A 5,826-nucleotide genomic window follows, 5' to 3' on the forward strand; every position below is an offset into this window, starting at 1 on the left:
AATCGCGGCGTAGATTGGCGAAGGGCGGGCCTCGTGTTTGAAATATCGGTTTGAACCGAGCCAAGAATTAGCTTTCGATCGAATAACCGATACGTGGAAAGTGAACTACGACTTGCCCTGCGATAGGATCTTCGCGGCGGACTGAGATATGGTGCTCGGATGAACCGACCAGTACGCCACATATTTGGTCCCGCCCATAATCGTCGGCGGCAACGGTGACCTGTTTCCCCGCATGCTTAGCATCTTGCGTTGCAATAGTTCCGGCCAGGGGCTCGCTCTTTTGCGCAATGTCGAGCGCTGCTTCGCGGCTTACCTCCGATCGCTCACCATGGCCGATCGCGCGCACCCGCTCGAGCCAATCGCCGACATGAGGCAGTTGGTCGAAGGCTTTTGTTGCAGGAGGGTAAGCAGAGCGAATGAACCACAAGTTGTAATAACTGTTAGCGTCGGCAAGGCCTGGGCGTTCGCCCGTCAGGAAGGATCGACCATCAGCTAGCTGCTCGGCAAGCAACGCGACGTGCGCCCTCAGTTGCCCCATCATGTGCGGAACGGCCGCGCCCATTGCCGCTGTGTCGAACGATCCGCCCCTTAGTGCTTCTCGGTCCTTGATGAAGGCAGAAGGCACATTATCGCCAAGCCCCCCAAAGATAATCGCGACAGCCGCTTGGAATACAACTCGGTCCGTCCATAGCGCGGTGGCTTGGGTCAAGCCCCTGTCGCCGGCGGGGAATAGCGTCGGCTCAGGGAAGCGCCGCTCGAGCTCGCGGACTATCAGCTGGCTATCGCAGTATATGTCGGCGCCTATCTGCAAGACCGGAATCCGGCGGTATCCGCCTGTAAGCGCAATTAGTTCGGGCTTAGGCATGATCACGGGCTCGTCGACGGCGCACCACCCGAGTCCCTTGATTCCCAGGCATACCCTTATCTTTTCTGCGAAGGGCGAGCTCGCGTATTGGTGTAGGAGGATTTTAGGCATCATTTTCTCCGAAGTCATCTTTCGAACCAGTACGCCGCAGTGTGGTATCATAAGTATGAAAGTGTTATCAATTCAGAAACAGCTGTTCTGGCAGATCAGTGCAGCGCGGTAAGTAGGATTGATCGTTACCGTCAATCACTTCGCGTGACTCTGTGGCACCATGGTCGGACGATTGTATTGCCATCTAAGCCGCTGGGTTTTGCCGAAATAGGAAATTGTCCTTTTCGCGGTTGAGCACTTAACCTTCGCCTGTCGTCTGCGTCGTTGCTGTAAATCGGGCTCGATCCAGCTTATCCCCAGGGACAAGAGGCAGGCGTGACGTTTTCGGCGTTATAAATTCCGTCGCTACCCGTAGGCCCAACCAAATCGCGGTTTTCTCGAACGACCATCGATGCGACTTGGCTAATTGTCTGATCAGTCAGCCTTGTAAACCCATTTACAATTAATGGTTTAAAATAATATTGAAGTTCTACTAACATGACGGCTCCACCGGGTGGAGGCGTCACCTGCCTGCCAGCGGGTCCAATCCCCGTTACGCTTGTCGAAGTCGCTTTGGTCCCGTAATTCGACGTATAGATGTTGTTCGTACCCGAACATCTTTGCCACCGAATGCGGTAACGCGGCGTTGCTGCATTGAACGGGCTTACCTCCTCAAAACTGGAAAGTATGATCCGCGTGTTACCGCGTATGGATGGAACACCGGTTACGGGGTCAACATAGGAATAGCTCCCTCCAAGGGCAATGCGGTCTCCTTCACGTAATGAACCTTCAAACACATCCTTAATCTGGGCTTCTGAAATAGTTTTATTACTGGTTGGTGTATTGGAACCGATCCGCGCCGCACTGTCTGCGGTATGCAAAGTAATCTGGTTCAATTGCATCACGACTGAAGCGTAATTTGCGAGTTCGACGCCCCCTATTGTCAAAGTGAGAAAAAACGGCAGGGACACAGCAAATTCGACCATAGCAAGGCCGCTATCGTTCTGTCTGAGCCGACGAAGTGTTGAAGATAGCTGTTTCCTTGTCATATCAGGCCGACGGACAATTGGTTTGAACAGGAGACCCATAAGTGGTTTGTTCCCCATATGGTTGGTTAGCGAGAATAGAACCCGACTCCATCTCGACGTTTGCAGGCACGCCGATCATTTTTGCCAAGGGAAAAACGCGCGGATACGTGACCTTGAATTTAATGATAACGATGTCCTTCGCACCACCTTGGCCGTTCGACCCGCCGTCAGGATCCCAAATCCCATTGCGATTTGCGTCCATGAAGCTTTCACCAGGGTCGCATTTCATATTTGCACCAACGGGTGCCTCAATTACGGTTTCAGCGCGAGCCGCAGACGCTTCCGAAAAGGTTTTGTAATAGCGCCGTATCGATGTGATGGTGGCGTTGGGTGCCAAAGTTAACACAGCCTCCTTCACACGAAGATCAACAAGCTCTTGGGCAGTAATTGTCGAAGCACCTTCAAGAGACGAGCTCCTGGCCGCAGCCTGCATTGCACCATCGAGCGTGGCACGGACATAATAGCTATGCCCGATATCCATCGTCCCCAGCATCATTACCATCGCGACTGGGGCGATAAGGCCAAATTCCATGACCGAGGCACCATCTTGTCGACGGATCAGGTTTGGGGAAAAGTACATCATGACCGGGCCTCCTTATTGCGTCAACCGGAGAGCGGAAATTTCGGCAGCGATTGCTTTAAAGTTACTGATCAAGCTGCTGACACTCGCCGCTTCAACGAATTTGCCAGGCGTCGCACATGCTCTGAGCCGGTCATTGGTAGCAGAACCAACGTTTCCGTAGGACACTACCCAAAGGTTAATGTTTTTGTTTTTAATGGCGGTGCACAACGCTGCCGAACGTGCGTCCGTCAGGCTATTGAGTTGCGTGTTGGATGGCGCTGTTGCTACCGGTGTTTGGCGACGGTCATACCAGTGGGTGCCATAGGCCGAATAGTCGTCGTTAATGACGTTCGTTTCACCGTCGGTCATGAAAATCATGTGCCGCTCTATTGTAGTATTTTCCGGCGCATTTAATGCTGCAAAGATGCCTGTTGGTGACATAATGCGCGCGCCCCACAAAAGGCCGATATCGTGATATGTGTTACCGCCAATGGCTAGGCTGTTGACATAATTGCGGAAATTTGTTGGCGTCCACGTCTGGAACTTCTGCGCAGATGTCGGGCAATTCACAGATGGGGTCAACATACTAACCCCATCATTCCGGCCAACAAAAACGTCGTCCAACGTCCGTGTCGACGAGCGGGTTTTTACGCCGGAGATGTCTGACACCAGGTACCTTTCCCACACTGCAGTGGTGAGCATTGGGCCCCATTTTGTCGCCGCATCGGCCGTTGGTTCCATATCGATATTCATGTCGTACGCAGACGACGGGATCGGATTCCAATCATCCGACGGGTCGTTGTCCGGTCCCCGAAATGTCTGGCGCTCTTCAATACAACCATTCCATAATACCGAAGTGTTCGCCCCGTCAGTCCCCAAGGGCAGTTGAAGTCCGGAGCGATAGGAATTTGCAGTTGTGTCTTTCAAGGCGCCAACATTGAAAGTTACAGGTTTATAGGTCCAGCCAGAAAAATAGCTGTTTCGGCTCCATATTATCGGGGTTGTTGTCTGGGTAGTGACCGTCCGAATATTCTGGCTAGTATCCCGATATTGCAGAACGCAAGTACCATTCTTTTTGTTGCCATTCGCAATGAAATTATACTGATAGGATCGGGTGGAAGTCGTAGTGTCCTGCTCATATGTTTTGGTGAGCGTCGTATCAGACTCAACCGGCGTGGCCGGGGACTGGGATACAAATTCGGTTGGACCCGTCGTAGTGGTTGTGCGTGAGCCAGGCGGGGTCAGCTGCGTACATTGCGAAGATGTTGTGGACTTAGACTTGTCATAAGTCGTACCGTTTTGAGTTATATCCTGCTCTGAATCGGCCCAGCTTGTATTTGCGACCGCAGTGTTCGTTGTGCCAACCGTTGTGGGTGCACTTTCGTTTCCATAGCTGGCAGAGGCAGTGGCATCTGTAACAATTTTTGGTTCACGCGACTGGTAAGTCCACCCATCAGCCATATAATCCAGCGGCAATAGCCGCCCAACATTGACATTGACCGCATACGGCACAAAACCAAAACGAAGCTGGACACCGCCCGTGTTGGTCGACGAGGGGTCAACCGTTTCTCCACAATCTGCTGGCGTCACGTCTGTGATGTTCTGCTTTGCCAAAGCCTCGTAAAAACACTTGACTGCCTTGCGAAGACCAGAAATCTTGGTTTCGGTCGAACCCGAGGCAGGGCTTCCCATGGACCCCGTCGTATCAAGAACAAACATGACGTCGCTATTCGGAATCCGCAACTCCGCCTGACATTCTACGGAAATTTCTTTGGAACCTATCCCCAGAACTTGCATCAACGCCATCGGCACCGTGACGGACGCGGTAGACGCAGTGCCATGGGCTATGGTCTTTAGACCAAAATGGTCGAGTGTCCTATTTTACCCCAAGCAGAGCCGCAGCTGCGACTTCGCCGTCCTGCACAGAGTTACCACCGCTGACACCCAGCGCACCGACGATCCGACCATTCATCACGATCGGGACGCCACCCTCGACCGCGATTAAGCCCGGAAGGCTGAGGACAGCATTGCGGCCTCCATCTATCGAATCGGAAAACACCTTCGTGCTGCGCTTGAAGCGAGCGGCGGTTCGAGCTTTTTCGCGCGCAACGAGTTCAGACCCATATTGCGTACCATCCATTTTCTGGAACAGAATAAGTTCTCCGCTCGGCTCCACCACCGCGAAAGCCATTGTGAAATTGCGGGCAAGAGCGGATCGTTCGGCGGCCGCGACAATTGCCTGCGCCTGCTCAAGAGACATTGGAATGCCGTAGGGTACCGGCACCTGCTGCGCCGTTACGGGGGCGGCAAATGCAATCGCACTGGCCGCAGCCAAAATTATACGTTTGATAATAAACTCCTCGTCAAAGCGGTTCCGCGCTGTAATCAAATTAACTGTCAGAAGTTTTATAGAAATACCATCGTTAATGTTGGTGACGTCGCGCTTTGCTGCTTATTTGGACGAACTGTTCAAAAGCAACTAAGACAGCACCAGTTTCTGCTGGCGAACGGGATTACTGATTCCCTTCGCCAGCAGGCAGCGTTTGACCCACGCTAGAGCGATTCGGAGATCGCGGATATTTAGGGCGTAACGAGATATTTCTCGCCCGTGCGCATGGCGCGGTAATCGATGGCTGAGTCTTTTTCGAGCATCTGTTCCAGCGTGACCTTCTGCTTGTAATGGCTGGCGAAGGTGGTGGTCAGATTGTCTAACACTCGTTTCTGCATCCGAGCCCTGGTTTCCATTCCCGCCTTTTGCAAGAACGGGAACAGCAGCCATCCCGACAGAGTGAAGCCGAAGCCATAGGACGGCGTCAGGATCGTGGGGCTAACGTCCAAGCGGCCATAGATATACATCTTCTTCGCCTCGTCCGAACCGTAACGGCTGAATTCCTTCATCTTGCCAACCGCGACCTGTTCCATTGCCTTGAACGAGGTATCAACAGAGGTGCCGCCGCCGATCGGATCGAAGCCGAGATAAGCGCCCGTTTCGTCTATCGCGCTGCGCAATTGCGCCATGAAATTATCGTCTGACGTATTCACGATATGCTTTGCGCCGAGGCCTCTTAGCAAATCTACCTGTCCCTGCTTGCGCACCACATTGACCAGCGCTATTCCGTCTTCCAGACAGATACGGTTGAGCATCTGGCCCAGGTTCGATGCCGCGGCAAAATGCACGATGGCCTTGTGGCCTTCCATCTTTGCGGTTTCGACAAAGCCCA

5 protein-coding genes and 1 pseudogene are annotated in these 5,826 nt (G+C 53.0%); all 6 read right to left on the reverse strand.

Annotated features, from left to right (window positions below):
- Positions 1 to 67 precede the first annotated feature (67 nt).
- Positions 68 to 1,027: a glutathione S-transferase family protein gene (locus tag ACLL9E_RS03720; protein WP_411290398.1), complete on the reverse strand. Its 960-nt coding sequence runs from the start codon at positions 1,025 to 1,027 to the stop codon at positions 68 to 70.
- 239 nt (positions 1,028 to 1,266) lie between these two features.
- Positions 1,267 to 1,941 (reverse strand): TadE/TadG family type IV pilus assembly protein, encoded by a 675-nt coding sequence (locus ACLL9E_RS03725; protein WP_411290399.1) that lies wholly within the window; start codon positions 1,939 to 1,941, stop codon positions 1,267 to 1,269.
- A gap of 64 nt (positions 1,942 to 2,005) precedes the next feature.
- Positions 2,006 to 2,626 carry a TadE/TadG family type IV pilus assembly protein gene (locus ACLL9E_RS03730; protein WP_411290400.1) on the reverse strand — a complete coding sequence of 207 codons (621 nt, stop codon included), beginning with the start codon at positions 2,624 to 2,626 and terminating at the stop codon, positions 2,006 to 2,008.
- Positions 2,627 to 2,638: 12 nt separating this feature from the next.
- Positions 2,639 to 4,324, reverse strand: coding sequence for a hypothetical protein (locus ACLL9E_RS03735; RefSeq protein ID WP_411290401.1), 1,686 nt, complete (start codon positions 4,322 to 4,324; stop codon positions 2,639 to 2,641).
- 157 nt (positions 4,325 to 4,481) lie between these two features.
- Entirely contained in the window at positions 4,482 to 4,940 is a 459-nt protein-coding gene (locus tag ACLL9E_RS03740) for a GlcG/HbpS family heme-binding protein (RefSeq protein ID WP_411290402.1), read from the reverse strand.
- A 245-nt stretch (positions 4,941 to 5,185) separates the two neighbouring features.
- Positions 5,186 to 5,826: pseudogene (locus ACLL9E_RS03745) on the reverse strand (NADH oxidase); the annotation flags it as partial.

Origin of the sequence: Sphingorhabdus sp. (assembly GCF_046596595.1) — a bacterium.
Classification (GTDB): Bacteria; Pseudomonadota; Alphaproteobacteria; order Sphingomonadales; family Sphingomonadaceae; genus Sphingorhabdus_B.

What these genes read in the sequence shown, in the direction of transcription:
- ACLL9E_RS03720 (WP_411290398.1), bottom strand. Translation starts at nt 1,027, where the DNA reads ATGATACCACACTGCGGCGTACTGGTTCGAAAGATGACTTCGGAGAAA.
- ACLL9E_RS03725 (WP_411290399.1), bottom strand. Translation starts at nt 1,941, where the DNA reads ATGGTCGAATTTGCTGTGTCCCTGCCGTTTTTTCTCACTTTGACAATA.
- ACLL9E_RS03730 (WP_411290400.1), bottom strand. Translation starts at nt 2,626, where the DNA reads ATGATGTACTTTTCCCCAAACCTGATCCGTCGACAAGATGGTGCCTCG.
- ACLL9E_RS03735 (WP_411290401.1), bottom strand. Translation starts at nt 4,324, where the DNA reads ATGTTTGTTCTTGATACGACGGGGTCCATGGGAAGCCCTGCCTCGGGT.